Consider the following 24,889-nt stretch of genomic DNA (forward strand, 5'->3'; position numbering starts at 1 on the left):
GGACTATTGATTCGTTAATCTATTGGAGAAAAATGAAAAAGAGTTGCCAAATAGCAACTCCATATTTATTAAATTCTGATACCTGTCTGCTTGGTAAATTGATTAATCTCGTTTACAAACGTATCAAATTGGTTTAGATCCATCTGTTGTGCGGAATCGGAAAGAGCAACTGCCGGATCCGGATGAACTTCAGCCATAACCCCATCAGCACCAATTGCCAATGCAGCTTTAGCAGTTGGAATTAGCAGATCTCTTCGGCCAGTCGAATGCGTAACATCCACCATTACCGGTAAATGCGTTTCCTTTTTCAGTATAGGTACAGCTGAAATATCCAATGTATTCCGTGTAGCTTTTTCATACGTACGAATTCCGCGTTCACATAATATGATATTTCCATTTCCCTGCGCCATTATATATTCAGCTGCGTTAATGAACTCTTCAATTGTCGCTGCCAGCCCTCTTTTTAGCAGAACGGGTTTATTGACCGCTCCCGCTGCTTTTAACAACTCAAAGTTCTGCATATTACGAGCACCAATCTGGATCACATCAATATACTTAACCGCAGTCTCAATATCCGCCGGGTTTACAATTTCGCTTATAACAGCCAAATCGAATTCATCAGCAACCCTTTTCAGGATTTTTAATCCTTCTTCACCCAATCCTTGGAAATCATAAGGGGATGTTCTCGGTTTATAAGCTCCGCCTCGAAGTAATTTATATCCTTTATCCTTAACAGCTTTTGCTACAGTCGCTACTTGTTCATAGGATTCTACCGCACATGGGCCAAACACAAAGGACGGTTGTCCATTTCCCACTTTCTCACCCTTCAAATCAATTATAGTATCATCAGGATGCTTTTTACGGGAAACAAGCAATGCTTTACGATGATCATCTTCCTGTAGTTCAAGGCTTGCTTTAAATATTTCCTTGAAAATATGTTCAATGGTTGATTTTTCAAATGGACCATCATTATTTTGGATAAGTGTATTAAGCATTTCTCTTTCTCTAACAGGATCAAAACGATACTGGCTTTGCTTACCTTTTAATTCACCGATTTGTTGTACAACTTTTCCTCGTTCGTTAATAAGCTTTAATAATTGCAAATTCAAATTATCCAGTTGTTCTCTTAATACATCCAGTTCCATATTACTCAATATCACTCATCCTCTCTGTTCTGCATTGCATGTTTTAGCCTGGGTTACATATATTTTAAAAATTTCTAAATCACTTAGTAAAATATTTTACATTTCAGTATATAATTGAAACTATTATAACGGATTAATTCGGTATTGTCACTATTAAACCTTTATCAATAAACCGCTTTTAAGTGTTAAAGCATAAAAGGAGAGACGAATCCTTGACCAAAAAAATTTTTGCTCTCGATATTGGCACTCGCTCAGTTGTAGGAATCATATTAGAAATACGCCTCGATCAATATGTCGTTACAGACGTCATCATTAGAGAACATACTGAGCGTGCCATGCTGGATGGCCAGATTCATGATGTCGTAGCTGTTTCCAACGTTATACTCGATATTAAGCTTACACTTGAAAAAAAGCACGGTCCTCTTACTAAAGTATGTGTAGCAGCTGCAGGACGTGCTTTGCGTACAGAGATTGGGAGATCATCTATTCCCATATCCGGCAAGCCTCTCCTGTCTGCCGATGACCGCATTCATCTGGAATTAGCTGCTGTACAACAAGCACAGTTTCAGGTAGCTGAAAAAGAAGACATCCAAAGTAATTATCATTATTATTGTGTAGGCTATTCTGTTCTCCATTACTATCTTGATGGCCAGGAAATCGGAAATTTACTTGACCAAAAAGGGGATGAAGCAGAAGCAGAAATTATCGCTACTTTTCTGCCGCGAGTGGTCGTTGAATCACTGTTTGCTGCACTCAAAAGAGTAAATCTTGAGCTAGAAGCACTTACTCTTGAACCAATTGCTGCAATTCATGTCCTTATTCCACCCTCTATGAGAAGGCTCAACGTATGCCTTGTTGACATTGGAGCTGGTACTTCTGATATAGCGATTACAGATGAACGAACCGTTATTGCCTACGGAATGGTCCCTGTTGCTGGAGATGAGATAACAGAGGAAATCAGTGATCAGTATTTACTTGATTTCCCGAATGCGGAAGATACCAAGAGATCCATAAATGAACAGGAGTTTGTCAAAATCAGTGATATTCTTGGTTTCGAATCAGAGATCCCAAAAGAAGAAATGATTACAGCCATCTATCCCGCCATTGAAAAATTAGCAGATTCCATTAGCCGAGAAATTTTGCAACTGAATAATGCTAAGCCTCCGCAAGCCGTTATGCTTATTGGCGGAGGTAGCTTAACACCGCGCTTACCAGATATTTTGGCAAAGAAATTAAATCTGCCTGCCAATAGAGTTGCTATACGCGGAATAGACGCTATCAAAAATTTAGTGATTGAGTCAGATTACATTAAAGGGCCCGAACTCGTTACGCCCATTGGAATAGCCATTTCATCAGATGTTAATCCAATTCATTATGTTTCTGTTGAAGTAAATGGGACCCCAGTTCGTTTATTTGATCTTAAGCAACTGACTATAGGAGATGCCTTGCTTGCAGCAGGACTTCATTTAACAAAGCTATACGGTAAACCTGGAAATGCGAAGATTGTTAGTATTAACGGCAGAAATATTACCATACCAGGTACACACGGAGAGCCTCCGCAAATCAAAAGAAATAATGTGTCTTGCTCTCTTGATTCCCCATTAACCCCTGGAGATCAGCTATGGATAGATAAGGGAAAAGACGGTTCTGAAACATCTGTGATATTAAGAGAATTACTTGATGAACTGCCTATGAGGGAGATTTATATAAACGAAGAGAAATATGAAATTCCTTGTACCCTATTTATGAATGGTTTTCCTGCTGATGGCCACGAAGATATTCATGATGGTGATCGGATTGCTTTTAAAATGCCAGAGACTGTGCAGGATGCACTATTGTTCGCTGGCTTGAATTCTATACTGGACGAACTTGTCCCGTTTAATCTAGTTATCAATGGCCGGCTGGAAAGCTTCGTCTCGTTTTCAGGTGCCATATATGTTAACGGAAAAGGTGTATCTTTTAACCATCGGATAGCCGATCATGATCGCCTCACCTTAGTTCGTAGAAAAGCAATCACAGTCAAAGATTTAATAGGTGTCTATAAGGCTGAAGAGATTAATCAAATATCTGTTACGTTTAATGGTCAACCACTTACGTTGACAAATAACAGCTATACAGTCTATCGAGAAGATAAGTCCTTAAGTGATACAGATATCCTTTTTAACGGGGAGCAACTAAAAATAAACTTTAATAAAGAATCCGCTTTTATATTCCAGGATCTATTTCGGTACATAGAAATAGAACTTCCCAAGAATAATCCGGGCGGCTTTCACCTTATGCGGAATAAACAGGAAGTCACATTTTACAATGAAATCCAAGATGGTGATCAACTTGAAATTGTTTGGTTCAACTCACAGAATTATCCGACCAAAGTAAACCGGTAAGGAATTAAATTCCTTACCGGTTTCTATTTAGATATATTCTTTAAGTGCCTGTTCTAGATTTTGTGCTGTAATTCTTCCATGAGATGTATTCCACACAGCCTCACTATTTTTAAATAATATAGCTTGCGGTGACTCATGTTTAATTCCGGTTAAATCTCGAACATGCTCTGATAGTGGTTTGGCTTCCTGTACAGCTAGATAAGCTGTAGCTATAGCAGGATGCTCAGCGACAAACTGGGAATACTCATCAAAAGCTGCACCACTAATTGGACATGTAAGGCTATGCTTCAGAAGCAGAAAAACATCATGCTCTAAAAGTTGCTGTAATTCCTCTTCGTTAGTAATCTTTTTCATCCATATCCCCCCATTTGTGTTTATTCCAAACCACTTTTATTTTTTATTCGTTGTGTTTTTCGAATTGGTTGCTGAATTATTTTTATTTCCAGTTGAATTAGAAGAATTAGAACCTAAATCAACTTTTATTGTATTATTCGAGCTATTGGACGGTGTTTTACCTGAAGATGTATTTCCGCTGGCTGTAGAATTGAAACCAGTTTTTTCAGAAGCATACGTTTCTTCTTTAGCAGTATTTTTACTGTCTATGTTTTCTTCTCCAACATAAACGTCATCTGGGGAATCAACTACAACATTACTATCCATCTTCTTATCTGTTTGATTTTCCTTTGTATCAGATGATTGACTGTTGCTTTCTTCATTTGTCGTGCTTCCAAACTTTTTCTTAACCGCTTCTGTTAATGGTGCACCTTTTTCTCTTGCGACAGAAATCCATTCTGTTCCTTTTTCTTGAGCTGTTTGTTTTAGAGCAATTCCTTTTTCAGTGGCTGTTTGTTTTAAAGCAGATCCCTTTTCTGTAGCCGTTTGTTTTAAAGCAGAACCCTTTTCAATCAATGGAGTTCCTTTTTCCATTAAAACGCTGCCTTGTTCAGATAAATCATGACGAAGTTCTTTACCGGACTTAGGTGCTAAAAACAGTGCAGTAGCTGCTCCAACAAGCCCGCCTACTATTGCTCCTACTACAAAATCTTTTGTTGACATACCATTATCTTGATTAAAATTATCATTTTTATTATTCATTCTTAAACATCTCCTTTTTTATGGTTGATTAAGATTGAGAACGTTGATATCTGGTTTCTTGTGAAGGTAAAGTAACATCTCTGCCTGCTTCAGATTCGGTATAGATTGCTGTACTCTGTTCAGCTTTATGCTTTTTCCACTTATTCACAAGCTCAATGCATGCATTTCCCCATTGAACTACTTGGGTAATTTTTTCGTCATTTTGACTCGCTGCTAATTGAACTCGGTTTGTAATCTGGTCAATGGTTTGATTCACACGTTGAATCGATCCTCCCACACCTTTAACTGCATCAACAACCGTATTTAGATTCTCAGATTTATGCTGAATATCTTCAGCCAAAGCATTCGTCTTATGTAGCAGCAGTGTTGTCTCGGTTGTTATGCCTTGCATCTGAGTTTCTAGGCCTGTTAATGTGCTAGATACACTCTCCATTGTTGTTTGAAGGGATTTTAATGTTCTTGAAAGATAAATAACAAGAACCAGGAACGCTATGGCAATCAATGCCACGCTTAAATATAAGATAATTTCCATCGTCTTCACTCCATCTCTAAATTATAATTAGTTTTTACCCTTTATCTCCTTATTTAAACTATATAGGAATTTATTCTGATCCACAATGTTCCTTCCACCTTAATATTATTACTAAAGTAAGATACAATTAAATTAAAGTTTAGAGATGAAAGGAGATTTTTTTTATGAGGGATCCAAGAATTCAGCAATTAGCTCATAATCTAATTAACTATTCTGTAAAATTACAAAAAGGTGAAAAAGTACTTATAGAAAATTTCGGTATACAACCAGAATTGGTTAAAGCATTGGTAAGTGAAGCATATGAGGCAGGTGGATATCCATTCGTTTCAACAAAGGATCAAACCATTGAAAGACAGTTACTATTAGGTGCAACTGAAGAACACTATAGATTAATCGCCGAATTTGAATCACAGGTTATGAGTAAAATGGATGCATACATAGGTCTTCGTGCAGGCGATAATATTTCAGAACATTCTGATGTCCCTGCTAATAAAATGAAAATCTATGGACAGACCGTACAAAATAAAGTACATAGAGACATCCGAGTTCCAAAAACGAAATGGGTGGTCCTTCGTTACCCAACCAATTCAATGGCTCAGCTGGCAAAAATGAGTACAGAAGGATTTGAAGATTTTTATTTTAATGTATGTAATCTTGATTATGCCAAAATGTCTGAGGCGATGGACAGCCTAGTCGAGTTAATGAATCAAACGGACAAAGTACGCATTACAGGTCCAGGAACAGATTTACATTTTTCTATTAAAGGCATTCCTGCCATTAAATGTGCAGGGGAGCGTAATATCCCAGATGGTGAAGTGTATACCGCACCTGTACGTGATTCTGTAAATGGCACCATTACGTATAATACCCCATCTCCATATCAGGGATTTACATATGAAAATGTATGTCTAACATTCGAAAACGGAAAAATCGTTAAGGCAACAGCGAATGACACAGAAAGAATCAATAAGGTATTTGATAGTGATGAAGGCGCACGTTATATCGGCGAATTTGCGATAGGGGTTAATCCATATATAACCAATCCAATGCAGGATATTCTATTTGATGAAAAAATTGATGGAAGCTTTCACTTTACACCGGGTCAAAGCTATGATGAGGCGCCAAATGGTAATCACTCCAGCATTCATTGGGATTTGGTTAATATCCAACGTAAAGATTATGGAGGCGGCGAAATATATTTTGATGATCGACTAATTAGAAAAGACGGCAGATTCGTTCTCCCAGAATTAGAGAAATTAAATCCTGAAAATCTAAAATAAATAAAAAACCCTTCAAGAGTACTTACTGATTACTCTCGAAGGGTCTTTATGTGCATTTATTTCGTTATAAAGCTCTCATAGGCTGCTTGCACTTTTTGAATATCTCCAGCACCCATAAATAATAATACACCATTGTGATGATTTTTAAGGATAGACGGATCTTCCTCCTGAATAATTTGAGCACCGTCCACCTTATTACAAAGATCTTTAACTGTTAATTTCCCATTCAACTCTCTTGCTGATCCGAAAATTTCACATAAGTATACTTTATCTGCTTCTTTTAAGCTTTCAGCAAAATCATCCAAAAACTTCTGAGTTCTAGAGAAGGTATGCGGCTGAAATACAGCTACAATCTCCCGATCAGGATACTTTTGTCGAGCTGAATCAATTGTTGCCTTTATCTCTGTTGGATGATGGGCATAATCATCAATTAAGATTTGATGATCAAGTTGTTTTTCAGAGAAACGTCTCTTAACGCCAGTAAATGACATTAGGCGTTCCTTAATGATCTCCACATCAATATCCTCATATTGACAAAGTGCAATAACAGCTAGCGCATTTAAAACTGTATGGCGCCCAAACATTGGAATCGTAAATGTCTCATAATAATTATTTCTTACATGCACATCGAATGTAGTTCCAGCTTCTGAAGTGACAATATTTTTAGCCTGGAAATCATTTTCTTCGTTAAACCCATAAAATATGACCGGTACTTTCGCCTGGATTTTTTGTAGCTGCTCATCATCACCACAGGCAATAATTCCTTTATTTACTTGCAGTGCCATCTCTTGAAAGGCAGAGAACACATCATCAAGATTTGCAAAATAATCCGGATGGTCAAAATCAATATTGGTCATAATGGCATAATCCGGATCGTAGGATAAAAAGTGTCTTCGGTATTCGCAAGCTTCGAATACAAAGTATTTAGAATCTGCTTCTCCCTTACCCGTTCCATCTCCAATTAAAAATGACGTTGGCTCAGCTCCGCTGATTACATGAGACATTAAGCCGGTAGTCGATGTTTTTCCATGCGCGCCTGTAACAGCTATGCTCACGAACTTTTTAAGGAAATCTCCAAGAAATCGTGGATAGCGAATGACTGGCAAACCAAGTTCTAAAGCTTGAACAATCTCATCATGACTATCAGGAAAAGCATTTCCTGCAATGATTGTCATACCTGGTTTAATATTTTCTTTATTAAATGGCAATATTTTTATACCGGCATTTTCAAGTGCGATTTGGGTAAAAAATCTTTTTTCATAATCTGAACCCTGTACCTGATATCCCATATCATTTAGGATTTGGGCTAACGCGCTCATCCCGGATCCTTTTATACCTACGAAGTGATAAACTGTCATAGAATGAACCTCCAACATACGTCAATGCTGTAAAACAGTATATGACGGTCTCTTTTTTTTGCTAATTGCAATTTGCCTGCTATGCCTGTTTAGGCTTTACTAATTGAAACAATATAAGTATTTAAAACCAGTTAGATTACTATTATAACGAGCACATGCAATCAATATCTTCATTGCGTTAAAGATATAACTTGTATGATTATAAACCTATAAATCGATTTCGTACAATTTTTCTAACTGATTTTCTCATAAATATAGTATTACCTTTTCTGGGAAATACTCATAATTAAATTATTATACAAAAATTTTTCCTCTGTTCAAAAAGGGGATTGAGATTCATGTATAGCCTCTAAATCAGATTCAGATATAAGCACATCACGAGGTTTACTTCCTTTTGATTCTGATAAAATACCTTCTTTCTCCAGCATATCAATCAGCCTCGCTGCCCTGTTATAACCAATCCTAAAGCGCCTTTGCAGACTGGATATGGATGCTCCTCCCATCTCAACCGCAAATTCACACACTTCGTAATAGAGTTCATCCTTTTCTTCTATATGTTCACTTGTTTTTACCAATTCATTTGGCTCAAACATAAAGGACGGTTTAGCCTGAGCCATTACATGTTTTACGACATCCTCAATCTCATCATCAGTTACAAAAGTTCCCTGCAGGCGAACTGTTTTAGAAGTTCCATTTTCCAAAAACAGCATATCTCCCCGTCCAAGTAATTTTTCAGCTCCACTTTGGTCCAAAATCGTACGTGAATCTACCTGTGAAGAAACGGAAAAAGCAATTCTTGTAGGAATATTTGCTTTGATTAACCCGGTAATGACATCTACAGATGGTCTTTGTGTTGCCACCAGTAAATGAATCCCGCATGCTCTGGCTTTCTGCGCAATACGGCAGATCGCTTCCTCTACGTCAGCAGGAGACATCATCATTAAATCAGCCAGCTCATCAATCACGATAACTAAATAAGGCAGCTTATGCTCCATTTGCCCGGATGATAGTGCCTTTTCATTATATCTGACAATATCTCTCACTCCTGAATGGGCAAACAACTCATATCTCCGTTCCATCTCTTCTACTGCCCATTTCAGTGCAGCTGTTGCAGCTTTTACATCAGTAATAACCGGTGCTGCCAAATGCGGAATATTGTTATATGGCGCAAGTTCAACCATTTTCGGATCAATTAATAAGAGTCTGACATCAGATGGGTGTGATTTATATAATAAACTGATTAAAACAGAGTTAATAAATACACTTTTTCCAGAACCTGTAGAGCCTGCCACCAAACCATGCGGCATTTTCTTTAAATCTGTTACAATCGGGTTTCCTGAAATGTCCAACCCAACTGCCACTGAAAGCGGTGAGGTATTCTCAGCAAAAACTTTTTCCTCCAAAACCTCACGCAGATAAACAGGACGTGTATTTATATTGGGAATTTCAATTCCAATCATTCGTTTCCCGGGAATCGGTGCTTCTATACGAATATCTTTAGCAGCCAGGCTTAGTTTTAGATCATCATTTAAATTTGTGATTTTACTAACCTTAACACCAGGATCCGGCTGAACCTCAAATCTTGTTACAGAAGGTCCTTGAGAATACGTATGTACTCTAGCCTTAACATTGAATTGTTCAAGTGTATCATCTAGCAATGCTGCTTGTTCTGCAAGCCAATCAGCATCTTCTCTAATGTCCACTCGTGGCTTCAAAATTGAAATATCCGGATATTGATAGGAATCATTCAGTTTTTTTTTAGGTTGCTCCGAAGGCTTTTCCTCTTTGCCGGCAATCGTTTTTTGATTGCGATTTGCTGCAATATGATCTTTATCATTCTTAAGCATTAAAACGTTAAAAGGAATGTGTTTTCTGCGCTCCCTAATGCGCTTTTCTCTTTCTATTTTTCGTCTCTCTTCTTCATCCATAGCATCGCTTGTCACTGTTGCTTCCATTGGACTGTTCGGCTCTGATAAAGAGACTTCTCTATCTATATGGTTCTCCGTATCATCCAGTTGCGCGGATTTCTCCAAACCATTAGTTCGATCGATTGACTGCGTTTCGAACGAAGCTATAGATTCATTCGAAACTGGCTCATTCGTTTGAATGTCCTTGATTGAAAACTCATCCTCAGTTCCGTCAAGCAAAATGATATCCTGCCCATTTTTCTCATTGTGACTGATGTCTATATTTTTCTCATCATTTCCGCTTACCTGATGATTTTCTTCTATATTCATTGCAGATTCATGGGTCTGCGTGATTAAATCATGAGCTTGCTGAATTTCATCTCTCTTGTATGGTTGGTCTTCCTCCATATCAGAATCAGCTTCCTCAATATCCTCATATACCTCACTGCCTGAAGGGGAATGGTAGTAATCTTCAACTGGTTCCTCCGGTTGTAATCCAAAGTTGTTCTCCAGATTTTCATCATCAGCTTGTTCGTCAAGATTCTGATGAATCATTGGAATCGACTGAAATTCCTCCTGCTCCATCTGTGAGCCAGAGTGCATGATCAGCGTATCTTTTTCCACGATTCCTTCTTCTTGAGTTATTTCATCTTCGTAATCAGCGTTCAAAATTGCTTTATTCATTTCCTCAATTATCTGATTCTCGCTGACTGGATTCCATGCTATTTCACTTGTGGCTGCAACCTCTGTATCTTCTGCTGAAACAGTATCAGGTAATAGCGGAGCAATCACACTCTCGATATCCTCCGTATGTCTATTTCCATCATTAGTCGAGACTTTTTGCTGTTCCTCTTTTATCTCTTCATCTGAATGCTTAAAATCGGAATTCAGCGGCAACTCATTCTGTGTTTCCATTTCAAATGATGGTTCTCGATTGACACTCGGTGGATTCACTTTCTTTCCATGCATTAAAGCAAGAACGGAATCTAAGGTCGTTTCAGGTGGTAATTCGTATTCGACTATTTTTTGATTTTTAGTGCCGGTCTGTCGATTTTGAAATCCATAAATAGGCGAAGGTATTTCTGTTCTTCTAAACGGCTTTTTATTCGGAACAACTTCGTTCTGTTTTGGTTCTGGCTTAGGTATTATTCTTTGATTAGACACTTTCAATTTAGGAACAGCAGCCGGGGATTTCTCAAATCTCCTCACGTGCACTTCCTTCTTCACACCCAACTCATTTTGCTTCTTTTTTTGTTCTTTTAATCTTATTAACTCTTCATCTGAGATTAATGGGAATTTGAAATTATCCTTTGGGTATCTATATTGAATTCTTGCTTCAATTTCAATTTGATTTTCTTTTTGTCTTTTTACTTGTTTAGGTACTTTTTGAATGTTTTCATGGCTATTACGAGGTTCTACTTCTACTTCCTCTTCTACATCCTCATAGAACCAATCAATGATTTTTTTGAAAAAGCTCATAGCCTTCCTCACACTTTCTATGGTTGTTATAAATTAGTATTACAAGTATCTATTTTATCAAAAAATTTACTCATTTAAGACATATTCCTTGTAAATGGTATCAATTTCCTATTATATTATTGGTCTTCTACCGGTCGATTCTTTGCTAAAATAAAGATTGGCTCCAATTCTCCATTTTCATAAAGGAATGGCAGAGCGGTGACCGGAACATTTCCATTTGTAAAAAAGTGCATATTCATTTGTGCTAAAATGTCATAACCTGCATCATTTTGTATGTCTGCAATGATTAAGACATCCTGATGTGGAATGGCCACTGCCATTGTCCCTTTCATATCTTCCTTCCATGTTTTCATTTGTGAATCAATCAGGACTCTTGAAGCATCGTATCCATCGTTATGATTAATAAAATAAAAGTCATTTCCGCGTACACTGTCTTTTTTAGACTTAATCGGCAATGACCTGACATTAAACATAGCCATTGAACGTATGGAATCTTGATCCCAGCCTTCTTTCCTCATTAGCTCCTCATCAATCAACCTATACGTATTACCCAAATCAAGAGCATAATAAACTCTCGTTTCGGCTGTATGCTCATCTGTAATAAACGGTGTATTTTCACGGGACTCCATTGGGAAGGAAGTCGAACGGATAACAGGGTAAATTAATTTTTCATTTCCCTTCAAAGATTGTTCCGTACCCATTACTTTCGTTGATTCTTTTATATAATAAAGGACTTCATCAATCGCTTTTTGACCAGATTGCTCATACTTCGATACAAGCGGCGCCAATCCAATTGTTATTCCCTTGCCAGTTTCTTCATTTTCAATTCTTAATTCCTCTTTATCACGATTATAATTAAATTTTGAATTTGTATCAGCTAAGCTTTCCATAAGTAAAGATTTCATTTTAGTAGTCGTCATTTTCATAGGGATTCCTCCTTAACATTACTATAGCTTAATTAAACTCATGCTGCTAAATAAAGTGTAACTTTGTTGGTTGGGTTCCTTCATTCCAAAGAGCACCAACGGAGTCAATCGGGTTCATACGGGCGATTATCTCCACTTAATCGTTCTTTTTTCTGCTTTTTTTGAAGTAAGAACGGAATAAAAAAATCCCCCGAATAGGGGGGAGTATAATAGTTTATCATAATGAAGCAATGAAATCTTCAATTTGCTCTTGAGTCTTCCGGTCCTTATTTACATATCGGCCGAGCTCTTTTCCATCTTCAAATGCAATAAAGCTCGGTATTCCAAAGACATCCAGCTTTATGCACAGATCAAGAAATTGATCGCGGTCCACATAGATAAAGGTATACTCTTTATTTGCGGCCTCAATGTCACCTATAAATGGTTCGATGAATCTGCAATCCGGGCACCAATTTGCAGAAAATAAAAGCATCACTTTCCCATTTGACATCAATTCATTATAATGTTCCATACTTTCTAATTTTTTCATATCAAAATCATCCTCTCGAGTAGCCTCTTGTATGAGTTATCATACCCAAATCTACAGAGGATTGCTATTCTAACGTCACATTTTTAGTTTCCTTGCCAAGAATCAATACAGACAGCATCCCAATTATAATGGCAATGCTAAAAAGTAAGAAGATTTTATCAATAGATGTATGAGAAGCCAGTAAGTTTCCGACGGCAAGCGGGCCAAGGATACCTCCTATTCTCCCCACAGCTGCTGCCATTCCTGTGCCAGTCCCTCTTATAATAGTTGGATATTGTTCAGGTGAGTAGGCATAGAGCGCTCCCCAAGCTCCCAGGTTAAAAAAGGAAAGAAAACACCCTGAAATCATTAAGGCTGTTAATGTTTCTGCATTACCGAAGAAATAAGCACTTACAGCTGTTCCAAACAAATATGTAACCAATACAAATTTACGTCCAAATTTCTCTATAAACCAGGCAGCCGTGAAATACCCAGGCAATTGCGCCAAGGTCATCATAACAACATATTGGAAACTTTTTATGAGTGTAAAACCTTTCAAAATCATAACACTGGGAAGCCACAGAAACATCCCGTAATAGGAAAAGACAACACAGAACCACAGAATCCAGAGCATCAAAGTCTTTACCGCATAATCTTTAGTCCATAGTGTCTTAAGCGAATTTACGATTGAGATGGATTTCTTTTCCTTAACCATTTGAAACTTCTCAGAATCAGGTAGATGTATTCTTAAATAAATCGCATAAAAAGCAGGAAGTGCACTGATTAGTAAAGCAATTTGCCAGCCATAAGTTGGAATGACAAAGTATGAAATAAGCGCCGCAATCAGCCAGCCTGCAGCCCAAAAACTTTCAAGCAGCACTACGACTCTGCCTCTTCTCTCTGCAGGCACACTTTCCGACACCAACGTAGAAGCAACTGGCAATTCACCGCCAAGCCCCATTCCAATTAAAAATCTGAAAACCAGAAAAATAGATAAGCTTGTCGTCAAAGCAGAAAATCCGCTTCCTAAGGAAAATAATAATAGCGTAATAATTAATACATTTTTTCGGCCGATACGATCAGCCCAAATCCCAAACACTAAAGCACCTACTGCCATGCCGATAGAGTTCACACTTCCTATCCACCCCATTTGTTCTGAGGTTAAATTCCACTCCTTCTGCAGAGCCGCGATAATAAACGAAAGCATTCCAACATCCATAGCATCGAATAGCCAAGCGACCCCGGCAATCCCCAATAGTTTCCGTTCTTTTACCTTTCCCTTCCCCATTCATTGACCCTCCCCATCACAATCTCAATGAAAACTATTAAAATGAAATCTCTAATTTGTATATTAACTTCTGTCTTGACAGGTGTAAACAACTATTTAAATTATTTTCTAAAGAATAATACTCGTCTAAGTCTCTTTGATTCTACAAGGCTGTTATCTCATAGATTGTTCCTCCTGAATAAATAAGTTAATCACCATTCTGTGATATCGCCAGAATAAAGATAGCTTCTTAACTAAGGGCAGTGTTAATGTTTTATAAAGACATTTATTGTAGAAGGGGAATGTTATGAATAGAAAAATCCGTGTTTTTTTATTTGTTTTCTTCTGTTATTTATTGTGGCTATACTTCGCTATATATGAATCTTCAATTTATAACTGGTGGACAGTAAATGTGATAAAACACGCAACTGATGATACTGTTCAAATAGGTGTCTCATTAGTAAAGGTGTTTGTTGGTACGGTTATATTTACTCTTAGTGGATTTATATTCTATTTATTGTTGAGAAAGAGAAGTTAGTTCTTATTGACTAAGGGGGTTTTAGTTGAATATCCGAGATAGCAAAAACACTGCCTCTTTTTATGGCATTAGCAACAATCTTTACGAAAACATCCAATAGACATTCTCTAATAGGATAAACGGCTATTGAATACAAATAAGCTGGGAGAAAAATAGTTATAATTTATAAAGAAATCCCCTTTATCCTCACCACAAATATCTTCCATTCTGAAAAGGATATACACCGTTCATTGAAGAATTAATATGGAAGTAACTACAACATGCATAAAGATATAATCCTAACAGAATGGTTTTCACCCCATTATTCTGCTTTATTAGAAAGGCGGATTTATTTGTTAAACTCACTAAAATGTATTCAAGAAGTAAAGATAGGAAATACAAAGGTATTAAGAAATCATAAGTGGATACACTTTCTCTACCTTACAAAAGAACAACACGTAAATTTAGAGCAAGTAGAATCTTTAGAGAAATTGCCGCCAAATCCGGTTCTATCCTATGTAGAACGAACCCTTTGGTTATTGAACGAGATGAATCTTCCCATTAATGAAAGGTCAATTATTGAAGATGTCTTGATTTGGTCTGAGGTATCAAAAGGCGGGTTGAAGCACAAACGTAGAGAGTGGGAGAAAAAAGGATTCCAATTGGCCATTCATAATATTGGCTCAGCTCAAATTTATGCTGATGAACAAATGAACCTGCCGTTACACTCCCGCAATTTAGATAGAGAGGAACTTGTTTATCTTCTCATATTAACACATGGGTTAGCCGGTCAATTTATCAGAGGAGAAATCCATTATTCTCAATTCCGTCCCTTAATTTATTGGATTGAGGAACATAAAAACTTAGAATATAACATAGAAAGGATTCTCTATTCCCTAAATCAGTGTGTTATTCAAGCGGTTTCAGATCAGTTGTGGAACAACGTCCATAAGGAAGTAGAAGAAGTACTATCCTGGATAAACAAAGGTGAACAGGCAAAAGAGCTTCCCCTAAAAGAGCGGATGAGAAGATTAAGAAGATCTTCAATCCAGCGCGGGGAAAACTTCGATGATTTATACAATCAGTATTTTGAAAACAAACAATTAGAGAGATACATAGAGTTGTTCTTCAGTAAAATAGATATGTGGTATCTTGAATCTGCTTTACAAGAGTTTTCTTTAGAAGAGTTTTTGAAAATTTTCTTATTGATATTCCAGAAAATTAATCCCCTTACTATACAACAGGTTAGCTTTGAGTCTTTTATGAAGGATATTTACTATGATTACAAGGGGCAAAAAGTAATCAATCTATACAAAAAAAGAATTATCGAGACATTCCTGAATGAGTTTACAATTGATGATTTACTAAAAGGAAAGATGCCTGTAAACGAACACGTTCAAATTCAAATTGAACCCTCAGACTTACTAGGTCAAATTGTAGGGGTTTATTTTAGTTATTCAAGTGCCGGTCAGAAATTAATTGAATTTTGCCAGGAAGCCGAAAAGTCTCCGATCTATGAAAGAGCAATTATCTTACTTTATGACTTTTTTGGTTTCAGGAAAGATGCCTTTGATCGCTTGCAGAATGAAGAAAACTATTTAACCGATATGAATAATGGTCAAGATCATAAAAAGGTCATATCTGATTTTGCTGTAGGGAAGGTAATGCTGGACATTGGAGCCGGCGGCGGTGTGATGCTTGATATCCTATCTGAAAATCACCCAGAAGCAACTGTAATCGGAATTGATATCTCAATTAATGTAGTAGAGGAATTAAACAGGCGAAAATTCAGGGAAAATAAATCATGGCACGTAAAACAGGCAAACGCCTTGGAATTAAAAGACTATTATGAGCCAGGAAGCGTGGATACCATTGTGTTTTCTTCTATCTTACATGAAATGTATTCTTATATTCCGTACAAAGGCAGGAAATTCAATCGAGATGTAGTTATCCAAGCACTGAAAAGTTCTTTTGAAGTATTAAACAAAGGCGGAAGAATCATTATTCGAGACGGAATTATGACTGAGCCTATAGACCAATGGAGACTACTCGAATTTGAAGACCCAAAGGGCATGGACTTCTTTATGAGATATGTTCATGACTTTAGGGGAAGGACTATCAATTATGAAAGACTGGAGAGTCTTCTTATCAAACTGCCTGTTAATGATTTAATGGAATTCCTCTATACGTATACTTGGGGAGAAGAGGCTTATCCACATGAGGTACAAGAACAATTTGGGTATTTTACTCCAAGTGAATATGAAGAAGTTATTCATGTATCTTTAGGTAAAGAGGCAAAAATTATAAAGCTTCATCATTATTTACAAAACGGATACGAAGAATTTCTTTTACCTAAAGTAAAAATTATGAATGAAAAAAGAGAGATTGTACCGCTACCGGACAGCACCTGTTTAATTGTAATTGAGAAAACATAAGACAAGAAAAGAGGAGAAATTATCTCTCCTCTTTTTATATGGCTGCTTTCGTAAGGATTTATATGGAAACAACTGCCTCCAGAAAGGAAGTGGCTGTACATCCGTAACTTTTATCCAGGAGCAGCAATCATGCGAAAGCCCGCTGAGTTGTAGAATCACCTTCTTCAATCAAAAGGTGATTTGGCTTTTGACTCTTAGTAGCTATGAGAGATCATATAGTATATTCCCAGCTCTTAATAGCCCTTAGAAAGGATAAAAACAAGCAACTACCCTTATTTGACAAAATTCGGCAGTCCTCAACGTTTTTAGCAGTATTTTTTTATCACCTATGTTATCATACTAGTAAAATCATAGATAAAGGTGAGAAATTACATGAAAAATAGTATTATCTCCCTCGTCGGGTTTATTATTTCGAAGCTCTTCTCTTCCAAAATAAAGAAACATGAAGAAATTCAGCGTCTATCAGAAGATGAAAAATACTAAGACTCCTAAACTCTCCTCATCACGACTTCTTTACTGTTAAATGATACTCATACTGACCAACTAATAATTCAATAATGTGCTCAAACATACGATCTCTTGTTATACGGCCGTTTGAGAATACACCAACAGCTCCTTCTGACTTCCTGATATCCTGTTTCTTTGTATATTCATCCATAACCGGCCCAAGCTCTCTGCCCGAGTATAACTCCTCAGCAATACTTTCCGGTAATTTGATACGTGCACCGCCACTGACAAAGCTTTTGCCTTCTTTCGTGACTAGTGCTCCCCAATTGCATATAAACAATCCATAAGGCGTTTTCACCACTCCGCCTTCAAGACCCAGCCCAAATTCAGCCTGAACTTCCTTCATCGCATTTCTTGCTCTATTTAAAGCACCCTCAATTGTTTCTTCATCCGAGAATGGCTGTTCATTTACCTCAGATGATACACTAACCGGAACAAGCTCAGCTGATAACTCCCGGCCCGCTAATTCTCCAGCCTTAATTTTCGCCGGATTTTTAGTGCCCAAAGCAATTTTAACCATTAATCTGCATCCTTTCTTTAAAAAAGAAGACAGATAGATGCCTCTGCCTTCTCAACTCTTTTATTAACCGTTTTGTTTAATCGTTTCAACGGTTGTTTTATCACAGCTTCTAACTAATTTAACCAATAATTCTTTTGCTGCAGCATAGTCATCAATATGAATAATGGAGGCATGCGTATGGATATACCGTGAACATATACCAATTACGGCACTTGGTATACCGCGATTTGTAATATGTACTTTCCCTGCATCTGTCCCCCCATTTGGAGCAACAAAATATTGATATGGAATATGATTCGATTCCGCAGTATCCAAGATAAATTCTCTCATCCCTTTATGCATGACCATTGTACGGTCATATATTCTAAGTAATGGACCTTTTCCGAGATAACCGAATACAGATTTACTGCCTGACATATCATTTGCAGGACTTGCATCACATGCAAAGAAGATATCAGGATCAATCATCGTCGCCGCTGTACCCGCGCCTCTCGTACCGACTTCTTCCATAACAGTAGCACCGCTGTATAGGATATTAGGCAATGTCTCATTTTGAAGCTCTTCCAGTAGTTCAATCGCCAATCCGCAGCCATACCGATTGTCCCATGCTTTTGCCAGAATTTTTTTAGGATTGGCCATTTGAGTGAATTCACTATATGGGATGATTTGCTGACCTGGTTTCACTCCCATTGCAATTGCATCCTCTTTATCATCAGCACCAATATCAATCAGCATATTACCGATTTCCATAGGTTTGGACCTTTGGGCCTCACTCAGCAAATGTGGCGGAATCGAACTGACAACACCGATAATAGGGCCTGATTCAGTATATACCTGCACTCTTTGTGCCAGCAACACCTGACCCCACCAGCCTCCAAGCGTTTGAAAACGAAGTAACCCCTCAGGAGTAATAGAGGTTACCATAAAACCAACCTCATCCATATGTCCGGCAACCATAATTTTTGGTCCTTGGTCATTTCCGCGTTTCACACCAAAAATACTGCCAAGGCCGTCCTGAATGATTTCATCTGTGTATTTGGATAATTCCTTTTTCATAAACGAACGAACTTCATGTTCAAATCCAGGTGCTCCTGGAATCTCGGTAAGAGTCTTAAATAAATCTAGAGTAGATTGCTTCATATATGTATCCCCTTTACCATGTTATTTTCTATAATCTCTATTCTCATTCTACAGAATCATACTTCCAAATACCACATACATGGAGTTTGTTGGTTAAAAGATGGCACTATTTAAGCTTAAAATGTATAATGAACGGGAATAGATTAACCAAGCAAATGTTAAATAACAGCTATTACCCATTTGATTGGAGGAATATAAGTGAATTGGAAAACATTTATTTCAGGTGTTGCAGCAGGATTTGCAGCAGGTTATGTCGTTAAAGAATTAACAAATCAAAGCAATATTACTTCTCCTGAAAAGATTTTGTCCACTATTAAAAGTACACTTGGACAAGGCGGAGAGACCATCAGAGGCTCATGGATTATGATGAAGCCTGAAAAGTATACAAAAAATGAATTGGATTATGATGTATACAAAGGTGGGCTTACAAAGCAAGAAGGCCTTGAATCTACGCAGTATGAATTTATAGCGGATGCAACAACAGGAACAATCATCGATTTTTACGAACAAGTACATTAATTAAAAATGGTAGAAGGAGGAAAATCACTTTTCCCCCTTCTATTTTTTTATTTCATTAGGCGTTTCAATAAGATAGTAGTAATTTTGAAGGAGAATTATATGTTTTCCCTATTTTATGCGCGAAATCAGGAATTATTGAGCGATTTCCCCTATTTTATGCGCGAAAGCAGAATTTATCGAGCGAATTTCCCCTCTTATGAGCGAAAAAGATATTGATTGAGCGGGAATTTTAGATATTGGATGCCTCATAACCGCAGCATACCACCACATTAAACTAATAGCCCGTAAAAAAAAGCGCCGATAAGTCACCAACAAGTGACCTACCGGACAGCCTTTATTCTGGTCGATTTCGCTCAACTTTTTCGATTATTCCTTTTCCGTCTGCATCCCATTTGATGGCACGGTAAGCATAATCATGATAAAAAGTGAACCATGCTTTATTTTCAATTCCTTGTTTAATCCATTTCTCTTTTGCATGTATGGAATCCATCGGGTAATCATCATAAGCCAGCACCCATAGAGGATTCTGATGGGCATGCGTTGGCATAAGGTCTCCCATATGAATTAATTGTTGATTATTGTCCTCGAGCACGATAATGCTGTGACCGTCACTGTGGCCGCCTGTATGAATCATCCTCAGTCCTTCAGTGATTAATACTTCACCTTCAAATGTTTCGACCTGTGTAACAATTGGCTTCCAATTTTCTTCCCAGTAGGTATTACGGGAACGAATATTGGGATTCTGAAGTTCTTCCCATTCAATTTTCGAGGTATAAATCGTTGCCTCAGGAAATAGGCTGATCAATTCGCCTTCCTGATAACCAGTCAGCCCACAGGCATGATCAAAATGCATATGAGTCATCAGAATTGCATCGATATCCGAATAGGTCATTCCGAGCCTGCTCAAGGATTCCTCGAGCTTGGACTCTTCACTGACACCATAATTTCTAATTTGTTTTTCCGACAGCTTCCCTTTGCCGAGGCCAGCTTCGATTAAATAATTTTTATGATCTGTCTGTACTAAGATGGGGTCCGACCTTAACTCTATTTGGTTCAATTCATTAACAGGATAACGTTTTGACCATAATGGTTTCGGAACCACTCCAAACATGGCTCCACCATCCATATGAGTATCTCCGCCATTCAACCAGGTTAATGTAAACTTACCAAATTGCAAAGTTTCCATAATCTATAAGCCCCTTTTTATAAGTGTGTTGACAGATCAAAAAACCATAGGATTAAAAGGAGACTTCACAACGATAAATTGGATTGCCCTTTGCTGAAAATTTTTGTTCATATTCAGTCATAATATTGCCTTCCATATCACTGTTGTGTAAATCCAAGCTCACTTCATTTAATGTCATCCCATAATGCGAGAAGCTTACAAGTGAGTATTCAAATAATCCTCTGTTATCTGTCTTAAAATGAATTTCGCCATGCTCCGGCAAAATTCCTTTATATAGATCAAGGAATGTCTTATACGTCAATCTTCTCTTTTCATGACGTTTCTTAGGCCATGGATCAGAGAAATTCAGATAAACACGGGAAACTTCTCCCTCTGCAAAAATATTTGGAAGCTCTTCGGCATTCACATTCAGCAACTTCACATTTGGAAGATTAGATTCCAGCAATCGATCAAGTGCTGTAACAATCACACGCTCTGCCAATTCAATACCGATATAATTAATATCCGGATTTTGTGCAGCCATACCATTAATAAATTGTCCTTTACCAGTACCTACTTCTATATGAATCGGATTATTATTCCCAAACACTTCATTCCATGAACCCTTTTTAGTAGTCGGCTCCTGAATGCAATAATAAGGATTGGCCATTAGCTTATCCTTAGCCCATGGTTTATAACGTTGTCTCAAATTTGTGCACCTCCGCTAAAATACGTAAAAAAAGAGTAGCATAACATTTCATAAAATACCATGCTTATTAGTTAAAACATAATAAAAACCGGCATATGCCGGTTAAATATGAATAAATTTGGCTAAACTTTCACAACCTAAAATTGAATATGAAGAGAAGGGTTGTGGATAATTTGCCATTATCACAAAATCATCATTGGATGTTAGTAAAAGATATTTTAAATAATCATCAAGAAGATTGCTGCGGTTCACAATCAGAAGTTGAACAGCTTGAGAGAACTGTTAAATCCCTGATGGTTCAACCCGGTCTTGATGTAAATACAAAAGCTGTACTTGATGAGATTTACCAATACAGCCAAAGCGGTATACATGCCGCCAACCTGGAAAGTCATATAGAAGCACACCAGCAGCAACTCTCTGGCTGGGTTCGAGACATTGATCAATATTCCTGAGCAAATTTTAAATATTCGATATACCGGTTCATTTCATGCAACCGGTTTTTTCGTTTGTGCAAGACTATATTTTGTATAACCTGTGCAAGCACATGCCATTTCATCCTTAACTTAAGGTCTTCAGTGAGCTCTAATCCGTATTTGGATAGCCATTCCTTCCAATGCTCTTGTTTAACATAGGAATATAATAGCATACCGATATCCATAGCCGGATCTGCGATAATTGCACCGTCCCAATCAATCAAATATAGATCACCATTGTCAGAAATAAGGAGATTATTATGATTAATATCACCATGGCATACAACTTGCTGGTCACTGTTGACATCCTGTATATGTCTTTCCATAAATTCAATCGTATTTTGAATACTTGGATGATTTTCTAATTCCTTATCAAGGGAATTTTTTACGGACATTAGGATTTGTGTAGGTGTTTGGGCTGTCTTACCTAGGCGTCGAAGCATGTTTAATAAAGGTTTAGAAAGATGGATTTTCTGAAGCAATTCAGCAACCGCTTCTTCACTCATCTCAGTAGGATGTAATTCTCTACCATTCATCCATTCCTGAGCAGTAATCACGTCTCCATTTTCAAGCCTCTTGGTCCAGATCAGTTTTGGCACTATTCCTTCAGCGGAAAGCACAGCTAAAAAAGGAGACGAATTCCTTTTTAAAAATAGTCTTTGCTCATCATGCCTGGCAATAAACGCTTCACCTGTTGCTCCTCCGGCAGGGGTTATCTCCCACTCTTGCCCTAAATAATCCATGGTATTCACCTTCAATAATCTAATCTATTCTGGCATGGTTGTATGTAAAAATAAAAAAGACAGCCATTGACTGCTTTTTTCCAATAGCCATCTTATTAAATTTTAGTAGGTTAGGGACACATTCGTCAAGTGTTCCTGACTATTATTCCTGAACAAACACATATGTTCGCAAAGGTTCAAGGGTATAATCTCTTATGCTTTTCCTGATTATACGGTCTCCTTGTCCATCAGCACAACTATCACAAAGAATATCCCATTCAGTATCATTTGGCAGAGTGATTGCTGTTTCCTTTTCAGCATGGTGGAAGATTACTAAAATATTTTTCCAGCTTCCATATTCACCGACATTTTCATACATCAGGGCATGACAATTAACATGAATATCGACAATTTTCATATGTCTTTCTATTTCTTCACGTGTTCGAAAACGGAATGCACCATGGCTTTTTCGAATTTGTATCAAGCATTTTAAATAAGATATTGTTTCATCATGTTGCTCTCTTAGATCCCAATTAAGTTCATTTATCCAATCCGGTGAACAATAACTATTTTCGATTCCTTGTTTTGTTCTAAAAAATTCCTGTCCACTATGCAAAAATGGAATACCTTGTGAAAGCAAGACAATACTTGTAGCAAAACGATGACGGCGCTGCCTTAATTCATTTGACTCCAACCCATTAGCCACCTGAAGGCGATCCCATAATGTGTGATTATCATGACATTCCACAAAATTGACTGATTGTACCGATGTCAATGGATATTCGGTACCTGTATTGGTCACAAGCTCAAAGAAATCATGCGGCTCTACTCTTTTACCGGAAATATAGCCGATATCTTTTAAATCAAAATTACTTCCTTTAATCGTATCTCTAAAGCGATCATTAAAGAATCCAATACCCGTTAATTTATGAGCATTTGCAATCGTTGATTTTTGCTCAGCAGGGAGTGCTGTGTGTAAATCCCAGCCTTCTCCGATGAGAATGGCATCCGGTCTTATTTCTCTTACCACACGTTCTATTTCCTTCATCGTATCCAAGTCTAGTAAGCCCATTAAATCAAATCTAAATCCATCAACCTGAAAATACTCCAACCAATATTTAATGGAGGCTATAATGAATTTTCGGACCATAAATCGTTCTGATGCTACATCATTTCCACAGCCGCTGCCATTTGAAGGCATTCCGTTTGAATCATAGCGGAAATAATAGCCAGGTACGATTTTCTCAAAGTTAGACAATTCCTTTTGAAATACATGATTATAAACAACATCCAAAATAACGCCAAGTCCATTTTTATGAAGACTCTTAATCAATTCCTTTAATTCTTCTATTCGATTGAACGGCAGATGCGGATTTGTGCTGTAGACTCCTACTGGAGAATTAAAATGACGCGGATTATAACCCCAATTATACTCCTTACCAATGACTGTTTCATCAACCCCTGAGAAATCATTAACCGGCAAGAGTTCAATATGAGTAACTCCAAGTTCCTTTAAATAACTGATCCCGGTTGAATATCCTTTGTTTGTTTTCGTATTTTCTTCTGTAAACGCCAAGTATTTCCCCTTGGCATCCATGCCGCTGTTGTTATGATGAGAAAAGTCGCGTACATGTGTTTCATAGATAATTGCATCGACATGGCTGTCTAACGTAGGAATTTTATAGGAATGTCTTTCGATTTTTTCGGGATCTATAATAGCGCTGTATTGGCCATTTACAGAAACAGCCTTCGAATATGGGTCGGTTGCTTCTCTCCAAATATAATTGACACGAACCAAATAAGAATAAAAATAACCCTTTAAATCATTATGAATCGTTAATGACCATACTCCTCTTTCCCCCCGCTGCATCGCCACAGTTCCTTTTTCGGCCCCAAAATCATTGATTAGCTTAACCTTTACACTGGTAGCAGTTGGTGCCCATAGCTTAAACACTGTCTTTTCTTTTGTATAGACAGCGCCTAAATCATTTCCATCATAATGATAATGTTCATCAAATTCAGGAGTCCGGATTACTGCACCTGTCCGAAGTCCAAAGGCTATTCCTTTATCATCCTCTATTTGATACTCTTCACCAAGCGGTATTTCAAATGGAGCCGTACATATATATTTAATGTAATGCTCTATTCGAACGACCTCTTCAACCTTTAATACGCCAATTTTTTGACCTTCGAAATAAATCGTAAAGGTCGGGGTTTCGTTATCACGATAATTAAGTGGAATTAAGATGGTAATTTTGTTTAATGCGTCCAAAAAAGCTGAAAACCTATCTGAATACACAA

The 24,889-nt window shown here is 37.5% G+C and carries 20 protein-coding genes; 5 read left to right on the plus strand and 15 right to left on the minus strand.

The window, feature by feature from the left end; genetic code table 11:
* Positions 1-68: 68 nt before the first annotated feature.
* Complete coding sequence (locus AC4G3O_RS15995) at positions 69-1,154, minus strand: bifunctional 3-deoxy-7-phosphoheptulonate synthase/chorismate mutase (protein ID WP_066109050.1); 1,086 nt, start codon at positions 1,152-1,154, stop codon at positions 69-71.
* Between the two features lie 203 nt (positions 1,155-1,357).
* Between AC4G3O_RS15995 and AC4G3O_RS16000 the strand changes: the two genes are divergently transcribed.
* Positions 1,358-3,529 carry a cell division protein FtsA gene (locus tag AC4G3O_RS16000; RefSeq protein ID WP_077248183.1) on the plus strand — a complete coding sequence of 724 codons (2,172 nt, stop codon included), beginning with the start codon at positions 1,358-1,360 and terminating at the stop codon, positions 3,527-3,529.
* A 27-nt stretch (positions 3,530-3,556) separates the two neighbouring features.
* On the opposite strand, the gene ytxJ is transcribed toward AC4G3O_RS16000, so the two are convergent.
* From ytxJ to AC4G3O_RS16015, 3 genes are read right to left on the minus strand one after another with little or no spacing between them, the layout of a single operon-like run.
* Entirely contained in the window at positions 3,557-3,883 is a 327-nt protein-coding gene (gene ytxJ, locus AC4G3O_RS16005) for a bacillithiol system redox-active protein YtxJ (RefSeq protein ID WP_066109056.1), read from the minus strand.
* A gap of 36 nt (positions 3,884-3,919) precedes the next feature.
* Positions 3,920-4,624: a YtxH domain-containing protein gene (locus AC4G3O_RS16010; RefSeq protein WP_066109059.1), complete on the minus strand. Its 705-nt coding sequence runs from the start codon at positions 4,622-4,624 to the stop codon at positions 3,920-3,922.
* Positions 4,625-4,652: 28 nt separating this feature from the next.
* Entirely contained in the window at positions 4,653-5,156 is a 504-nt protein-coding gene (locus AC4G3O_RS16015; RefSeq protein WP_066109062.1) for a DUF948 domain-containing protein, read from the minus strand.
* A 164-nt stretch (positions 5,157-5,320) separates the two neighbouring features.
* On the opposite strand from AC4G3O_RS16015, the gene AC4G3O_RS16020 reads away from it, so the two are divergent.
* A complete protein-coding gene (locus tag AC4G3O_RS16020; RefSeq protein WP_066109065.1) occupies positions 5,321-6,436 on the plus strand; it encodes an aminopeptidase in 1,116 nt (371 codons plus the stop codon).
* 56 nt (positions 6,437-6,492) lie between these two features.
* On the opposite strand, the gene murC is transcribed toward AC4G3O_RS16020, so the two are convergent.
* The 5 genes from murC to AC4G3O_RS16045 form a co-directional block, all read right to left on the minus strand.
* Positions 6,493-7,794, minus strand: coding sequence for a UDP-N-acetylmuramate--L-alanine ligase (murC, locus tag AC4G3O_RS16025; protein ID WP_066109068.1), 1,302 nt, complete (start codon positions 7,792-7,794; stop codon positions 6,493-6,495).
* Between the two features lie 317 nt (positions 7,795-8,111).
* Positions 8,112-11,180, minus strand: a complete 3,069-nt coding sequence (locus tag AC4G3O_RS16030) for a DNA translocase FtsK (RefSeq protein WP_491136446.1) — start codon at positions 11,178-11,180, stop codon at positions 8,112-8,114.
* A gap of 116 nt (positions 11,181-11,296) precedes the next feature.
* Positions 11,297-12,106, minus strand: coding sequence for a DUF1444 domain-containing protein (locus AC4G3O_RS16035; RefSeq protein WP_066109073.1), 810 nt, complete (start codon positions 12,104-12,106; stop codon positions 11,297-11,299).
* 217 nt (positions 12,107-12,323) lie between these two features.
* The gene (locus AC4G3O_RS16040) at positions 12,324-12,635 is read right to left on the minus strand and encodes a thioredoxin family protein (RefSeq protein ID WP_066109075.1); all 312 of its coding nucleotides are present in this window, start codon (positions 12,633-12,635) and stop codon (positions 12,324-12,326) included.
* A gap of 64 nt (positions 12,636-12,699) precedes the next feature.
* Positions 12,700-13,902, minus strand: coding sequence for an MFS transporter (locus AC4G3O_RS16045; RefSeq protein WP_139892784.1), 1,203 nt, complete (start codon positions 13,900-13,902; stop codon positions 12,700-12,702).
* A gap of 849 nt (positions 13,903-14,751) precedes the next feature.
* On the opposite strand from AC4G3O_RS16045, the gene AC4G3O_RS16050 reads away from it, so the two are divergent.
* Complete coding sequence (locus AC4G3O_RS16050) at positions 14,752-16,833, plus strand: class I SAM-dependent methyltransferase (protein WP_491136447.1); 2,082 nt, start codon at positions 14,752-14,754, stop codon at positions 16,831-16,833.
* A 502-nt stretch (positions 16,834-17,335) separates the two neighbouring features.
* On the opposite strand, the gene AC4G3O_RS16055 is transcribed toward AC4G3O_RS16050, so the two are convergent.
* Together AC4G3O_RS16055 and AC4G3O_RS16060 are read right to left on the minus strand one after the other, a co-directional pair.
* Entirely contained in the window at positions 17,336-17,860 is a 525-nt protein-coding gene (locus AC4G3O_RS16055; RefSeq protein WP_491136448.1) for a DUF84 family protein, read from the minus strand.
* Between the two features lie 63 nt (positions 17,861-17,923).
* Positions 17,924-19,000 carry a M42 family metallopeptidase gene (locus tag AC4G3O_RS16060; RefSeq protein WP_066109090.1) on the minus strand — a complete coding sequence of 359 codons (1,077 nt, stop codon included), beginning with the start codon at positions 18,998-19,000 and terminating at the stop codon, positions 17,924-17,926.
* Positions 19,001-19,198: 198 nt separating this feature from the next.
* Between AC4G3O_RS16060 and AC4G3O_RS16065 the strand changes: the two genes are divergently transcribed.
* Complete coding sequence (locus AC4G3O_RS16065) at positions 19,199-19,519, plus strand: hypothetical protein (RefSeq protein WP_139892783.1); 321 nt, start codon at positions 19,199-19,201, stop codon at positions 19,517-19,519.
* A 334-nt stretch (positions 19,520-19,853) separates the two neighbouring features.
* Here the strand turns inward: AC4G3O_RS16065 and AC4G3O_RS16070 are convergent, their stop codons facing one another.
* Together AC4G3O_RS16070 and trmB are read right to left on the minus strand one after the other, a co-directional pair.
* The gene (locus tag AC4G3O_RS16070) at positions 19,854-20,705 is read right to left on the minus strand and encodes a YtnP family quorum-quenching lactonase (RefSeq protein WP_066109096.1); all 852 of its coding nucleotides are present in this window, start codon (positions 20,703-20,705) and stop codon (positions 19,854-19,856) included.
* A 52-nt stretch (positions 20,706-20,757) separates the two neighbouring features.
* Positions 20,758-21,393, minus strand: a complete 636-nt coding sequence (gene trmB / locus AC4G3O_RS16075) for a tRNA (guanosine(46)-N7)-methyltransferase TrmB (RefSeq protein WP_066109099.1) — start codon at positions 21,391-21,393, stop codon at positions 20,758-20,760.
* Between the two features lie 173 nt (positions 21,394-21,566).
* On the opposite strand from trmB, the gene AC4G3O_RS16080 reads away from it, so the two are divergent.
* Entirely contained in the window at positions 21,567-21,845 is a 279-nt protein-coding gene (locus AC4G3O_RS16080) for a YtzH-like family protein (protein WP_257469191.1), read from the plus strand.
* On the opposite strand, the gene AC4G3O_RS16085 is transcribed toward AC4G3O_RS16080, so the two are convergent.
* Complete coding sequence (locus AC4G3O_RS16085; RefSeq protein ID WP_066109102.1) at positions 21,833-22,609, minus strand: phosphotransferase family protein; 777 nt, start codon at positions 22,607-22,609, stop codon at positions 21,833-21,835. The two genes, AC4G3O_RS16080 and AC4G3O_RS16085, sit on opposite strands and share 13 nt — an antisense overlap.
* Positions 22,610-22,751: 142 nt before the next feature.
* Positions 22,752-24,887, minus strand: a complete 2,136-nt coding sequence (gene pulA, locus AC4G3O_RS16090) for a type I pullulanase (protein WP_175354318.1) — start codon at positions 24,885-24,887, stop codon at positions 22,752-22,754.
* Between the last annotated feature and the right edge of the window lie 2 nt (positions 24,888-24,889).

Source organism: Bacillus sp. z14 (2026), assembly GCF_058313575.1.

What these genes read in the sequence shown, in the direction of transcription:
- ytxJ (WP_066109056.1), bottom strand. Translation starts at nt 3,883, where the DNA reads ATGAAAAAGATTACTAACGAAGAGGAATTACAGCAACTTTTAGAGCAT.
- AC4G3O_RS16010 (WP_066109059.1), bottom strand. Translation starts at nt 4,624, where the DNA reads ATGAATAATAAAAATGATAATTTTAATCAAGATAATGGTATGTCAACA.
- AC4G3O_RS16015 (WP_066109062.1), bottom strand. Translation starts at nt 5,156, where the DNA reads ATGGAAATTATCTTATATTTAAGCGTGGCATTGATTGCCATAGCGTTC.
- AC4G3O_RS16020 (WP_066109065.1), top strand. Translation starts at nt 5,321, where the DNA reads ATGAGGGATCCAAGAATTCAGCAATTAGCTCATAATCTAATTAACTAT.
- murC (WP_066109068.1), bottom strand. Translation starts at nt 7,794, where the DNA reads ATGACAGTTTATCACTTCGTAGGTATAAAAGGATCCGGGATGAGCGCG.
- AC4G3O_RS16030 (WP_491136446.1), bottom strand. Translation starts at nt 11,180, where the DNA reads ATGAGCTTTTTCAAAAAAATCATTGATTGGTTCTATGAGGATGTAGAA.
- AC4G3O_RS16035 (WP_066109073.1), bottom strand. Translation starts at nt 12,106, where the DNA reads ATGAAAATGACGACTACTAAAATGAAATCTTTACTTATGGAAAGCTTA.
- AC4G3O_RS16040 (WP_066109075.1), bottom strand. Translation starts at nt 12,635, where the DNA reads ATGAAAAAATTAGAAAGTATGGAACATTATAATGAATTGATGTCAAAT.
- AC4G3O_RS16045 (WP_139892784.1), bottom strand. Translation starts at nt 13,902, where the DNA reads ATGGGGAAGGGAAAGGTAAAAGAACGGAAACTATTGGGGATTGCCGGG.
- AC4G3O_RS16055 (WP_491136448.1), bottom strand. Translation starts at nt 17,860, where the DNA reads ATGGTTAAAATTGCTTTGGGCACTAAAAATCCGGCGAAAATTAAGGCT.
- AC4G3O_RS16060 (WP_066109090.1), bottom strand. Translation starts at nt 19,000, where the DNA reads ATGAAGCAATCTACTCTAGATTTATTTAAGACTCTTACCGAGATTCCA.
- AC4G3O_RS16070 (WP_066109096.1), bottom strand. Translation starts at nt 20,705, where the DNA reads ATGGAAACTTTGCAATTTGGTAAGTTTACATTAACCTGGTTGAATGGC.
- AC4G3O_RS16085 (WP_066109102.1), bottom strand. Translation starts at nt 22,609, where the DNA reads ATGGATTATTTAGGGCAAGAGTGGGAGATAACCCCTGCCGGAGGAGCA.